This window comes from Actinomycetota bacterium, assembly GCA_035765775.1.
GTDB lineage: Bacteria > Actinomycetota > CADDZG01 > JAHWKV01 > JAOPZY01 > DASTWV01.
This window is the reverse complement of the sequence record DASTWV010000058.1, coordinates 1-4,265: the sequence shown is the minus strand read 5'-3', so window position 1 is coordinate 4,265 and position 4,265 is coordinate 1. Positions and strand designations below refer to the sequence as shown.

The following is a 4,265-nucleotide window of genomic DNA, read 5'->3' as shown; positions in this document are numbered from 1 at the left end:
TCTCGGGCCGGTCGCCTCGGCGGGCTCGGGGGCGGGCCGGGCCGCGGCGACGCGGCCTCCCGCCGACAGGGGTGCCGGCGCCGAGCGGGGAGAAAGGACCCGTCCACGGCGGCCGGCCGGCTTATTTCTTGCGGTGGCGGATCTTGCTCCGCATCCGTCGCTTCTTCCGACCGACCTTGCGGCGACCTTTCCCTCGGCGTCGGCTGGCCATAGGCTCTCCTGCGCTGCGGTCCCTCTTGGGACGCGTACCTGGGTGAATCGGGTGGATCTCGCCCCGAAGGGGAGCCTCGTATCTTACCGGGACGGTCCAGCCCGCACAAGGCCCGCGCATGAAGCGGGCGATCTTGCAAAAAGGCGCGGCGATTGGCGGCTCGGCGAGGACCCCGCCGGGGCCGACCCAAAGTTTTTAATCCCGTGGCCATCAGCATTTCAGGCACGAATTCGCCGAAGGCGCGAACGTCCGGCCGGCGATTTGCGTCCGGAGGCGGTGCGGGCCGCCGGCCGGCCCCGACGACCTCCCGACCCGACGAGCCGCCTCACATCCCGGCGGCAGGTGGAGCCCATGAGCGCCCCGGACGACCGCCAGGCCCTCGCCCTGAGCCTCTCCCAGTTGATGGACCGCCTCTGCGCCCCCGACCTGACCCTCGCCGAGGCCCAGGCGCTGAGGCCGAGGCTCGGCCAGTTGATGGCGGCGGCCGAGGCCGCCGGCGGGCGCCCCGCGAGGCCCCGAAAGCCCCACCATGTCGAGCCGAGGGCCTGTTCCACGACGGGCTGTTGATCCGAGGAGCGATGAGCGGGGCGGCCGGGGCCAATCGGGACCGTCTCTGACTAGACTTTCGGACCTCTATGCCACTGCGGACAGCTTGTGGAGCATCCTTTCGATGCATTCCGGTGAGGGCGTGTCCGTACCGGACTCTCCGAAAACCTCATGCTCCCACATCTGCAACCGGAGCGCACCGAGCATGTCCGTGAATGTCGGCGTCACCTTCGCCTTGTACCAGGGGCGGTCCCTCTCGACGTGCGAGCCCTCATGACCTTCCAGGCAATACCACAGGATCGTCAGCGAGCCGATGAACCATGCCATCGGGTGCGCCCGCTCCACGCTCCGTTCACTCCTGACTCGTGGGTCGTGGAGTCCGAGGAACTGTTTGCTGTCGAAGAACGCCAGCTCCACACTCCATCGCCGGCAGTACCCCAAGATGACGAAGTCGGCCGAGGCACTCGGATCGGTCGCCACCAGCGCCTCGTCCCGCCACTGACCCAGCGGGTCGCGGACCAAGACCACCATCACCGGCTCGTCCTTGCACCCTCGGTACCAGAGCACGTCCCGGATCACTTGCACCCGGAGTTCTCTCGACCCCTTGGGGAACTCGAACTTCAGGGTCTCGGCCTGGTAGGCCACCGTGTCCTCGATCATCGCCGTCGGGGTAGGCAGTCGCCGCCCCTTCTTGGGCCGGCGGCCTTTGCCGCTGTAGGGACCGGGCCGGTCGTAAAGCGCCGCCTTCCAATGCAGCGGCCCGATCACCTGAAGGTTCTTCGGCCGGCCCCGCAACACCGCCGCGTTGACGTAGGCGCTGTCGCCGACGAGCCAGAACGTCCGCCCGGGGTTGGCCTCGGCCAGCCGCCGCGCCAACTCGGCGGCGGATTGCGGTCGGGGCTTGTGCCCGGGTTGTCCCTTCTTGCGATAGAGCCGCCAGAGCACCGGCAGGCAGAAGTAGCGATCGGCGCGCATCGGGATCGGGACGGCGATCCCGAGCACGACCCAGTTGAGGCCGAACCGGAAGGCCTTGTGCCTCTTCGAGGAGAGGACCGCGTCGAGGAAGATACCGCCGAAGGCGACCTTGGCCCCGCGCTTGTGGCAGAGGGTATCGTCGACGGCGACCCAGACGACACCACCGGGGGCCAGGTGGGTGAGGATCAATGTGGCCAGGACGATCCCCAGGTCGTCCCACTCCCACGCGGCCGAGTGAAAGACCGCATACGCGGTGTCGTGGTGCCGCTTCGCGGCCAGCCCGGTCGCCTGCCAGACCTCGGAGATGGTCCGCGGCCCGACGCAGATGACCCAGCCGGCGATGAGCACCTGGAAGGTCTGGAAGACCTCGGCGCGGAAGCAGTCGCGGAACAGCGCTACCAGTCCTGCGAGGGTGGGGATAAGCTGATCCACGGGAGCGGACCTCCGTGCGGCTACGATCCTGGTCGGCCTCAGCAACCCCAGGATAAGCAGGCGGCACGTGCGGGTCCGCTCCTATTTGCGCCATCAGTGGCCCCCGGATAAGTCCGAAACTCTAGTCCTCAACCAAGCGTAATCTGAGGGTGATAGCAGCCGGGAAGCTCGAAACCCCCCTGGTTCTGGCGAACAATCGAGGTACTTCACCCCCTCAACGTTCGCCCACCAGGAGGCTTTCGAGTGAACGCCAATGTCCACCGCCAGTTGAACCGACGCAAGCGGAGAATCCTCCGACGCATCGAGAACCAGCCCGGCGTCGAGCGGCGTCAGCCGATGATGACCGCCTCCAACATCCGCTACGAGATCGCCGAGAAGGCCCGGGCCATCGCACCGGGCGGCATCGGGGCGATGCACCTACTGGCCCGGAAGCTCGGGCTGATCGACGACATCGACCGGGACCTCCGCCTCCTGAAGCGGCACCTGCCGTACTTCGAGAGTGACCACGTCCTGAACATCGCCTACAACCTCCTGGCCGGGGGCAGCCGCCTGGAGCACCTGGAGGTGCGGCGCAACGACGAGGTCTACCTCGACGCCCTCGGGGCACGGCGCATCCCCGACCCGACCACCGCCGGGGACTTCTGCCGCCGGTTCACCGAGGCCGACGTCGAGCGGTTGATGGACACCTTCAATGAGTCCCGGCTCCGGGCCTGGAAGGAGCAGCCCGACCCCTTCTTCGACGAGGCGTTCCTCGACGCCGACGGCACACTCGCCCCCACCGACGGCCGGTGCAAGCAGGGGGTGGATATCTCGTACAAGGGGGCGTGGTGCTACCACCCGCTGGTGGTGTCGCTGGCCAACACCTCCGAGCCCCTCTACCTGGTCAACCGCAGCGGCAACCGCCCCTCGCACGAGCAGGCCGACGTCTACCTCGACAAGGCCGCCGCCCTGTGCCGTCGGGCGGGTTTCCGCCGGATTACATACCGAGGCGACACCGACTTCACCCAGACGAAGCACCTGGACCGCTGGGACTCCGACGGCGTCCGGTTCATCTTCGGCTTCGACGCCCGGGCCAACCTCAAGGCACTGGCCGAGCGGCTCCCCGACCTGAAATACAGCGAACTGGAGCGCCCGGCCCGCTATACGATCGAGACGGCGCCCCGCCAGGCCCGGGAGCGGCACAGGGAGCGGATCGTCTCCCAGCGGCAGTTCGACACGCTGAAGCTGATCGGCGAGGAGGTGGCCGAGTTCGTGTACCGGCCCGTCGCCTGCGAGAAGGCGTACCGGGTGGTCGTGCTCCGCAAGAAGCTGGCGGTCGAGAAGGGGCAGTTGAGGCTGTTCGAGCCTGATCGGTTCTTCTTCTACATCACCAACGACCGGACGACCCCGGCTTCGGAGGTCGTGTTCCTGGCCAACGACCGTTGCGACCAGGAGAACCTGATCGCCCAGTTGAAGGGCGGCGTGAAGGCGCTGGCGATGCCGGTGGGCGACCTGGTGAGCAACGGGGCGTACATGGTGATGGCGTCGCTGGCCTGGAGCCTGAAGGCGTGGGCGGCGTTGCTGCTGCCCGAGCAGGGCCGGTGGGCGGAGAAGTACCGGGCGGAGAAGCGTTCGCTGCTGCGGATGGAGTTCAGCACGTTCTGCGTGGCGATGATCCAGGTGCCATGCCAGGTGGTGCGAGGTGCCCGTCGGGTCGTATACCGGCTGCTGTCGTGGAACCCGTGGCAGGGCGTGTTCCTGCGATTGGTGGAGCGGCTGCACGGTCGCCGGTTGTGCTGAGAGAGTGGTGGAGTGAAGCCGGGGTCGGGATGCTCCGGTCCGTGTTGGCTCCGAACCGACGAGAGGCGGTGTGATGATGGGTGACCGAGGCCGGAACGGTAGGAGCCGGGTGGCGATGGCCCGGCCCGGAGACGGTGCGTGGCCAGCCAAGGCGGGCCGAGACCGAAGTGTGTAGATCACATTACGCTTGTTTCAGGACTAGCCGGTCGTAGAGCGCGCCGTTCTTGCCCGGGGACTGAAGGTAGAAGCTCACGGGCTCCGGGCTGACGATTGCCAGGAATGCCTCGTCGTCGCGCAGGAATTCGGTCGCTCTGCGAAGGAA

3 protein-coding genes are annotated in these 4,265 nt (G+C 67.6%); 2 read left to right on the top strand and 1 reads right to left on the bottom strand.

What is annotated here, in order from left to right:
• The first annotated feature begins 562 nt into the window (after positions 1-562).
• Positions 563-778 (top strand): hypothetical protein, encoded by a 216-nt coding sequence (locus tag VFW71_13745; GenBank protein ID HEU5003819.1) that lies wholly within the window; start codon positions 563-565, stop codon positions 776-778.
• Between the two features lie 66 nt (positions 779-844).
• Here the strand turns inward: VFW71_13745 and VFW71_13740 are convergent, their stop codons facing one another.
• Positions 845-2,164 carry a transposase gene (locus VFW71_13740; GenBank protein HEU5003818.1) on the bottom strand — a complete coding sequence of 440 codons (1,320 nt, stop codon included), beginning with the start codon at positions 2,162-2,164 and terminating at the stop codon, positions 845-847.
• Between the two features lie 195 nt (positions 2,165-2,359).
• Here VFW71_13740 and VFW71_13735 point away from each other — a divergent pair, with 195 nt between their 5' ends.
• Positions 2,360-3,943 carry an IS1380 family transposase gene (locus tag VFW71_13735; GenBank protein HEU5003817.1) on the top strand — a complete coding sequence of 528 codons (1,584 nt, stop codon included), beginning with the start codon at positions 2,360-2,362 and terminating at the stop codon, positions 3,941-3,943.
• The last annotated feature ends 322 nt before the right edge of the window (positions 3,944-4,265 follow it).

Excerpts from the sequence above, each read along its gene's own strand:
- VFW71_13745 (HEU5003819.1), top strand. The coding sequence starts at position 563 with ATGAGCGCCCCGGACGACCGCCAGGCCCTCGCCCTGAGCCTCTCCCAG.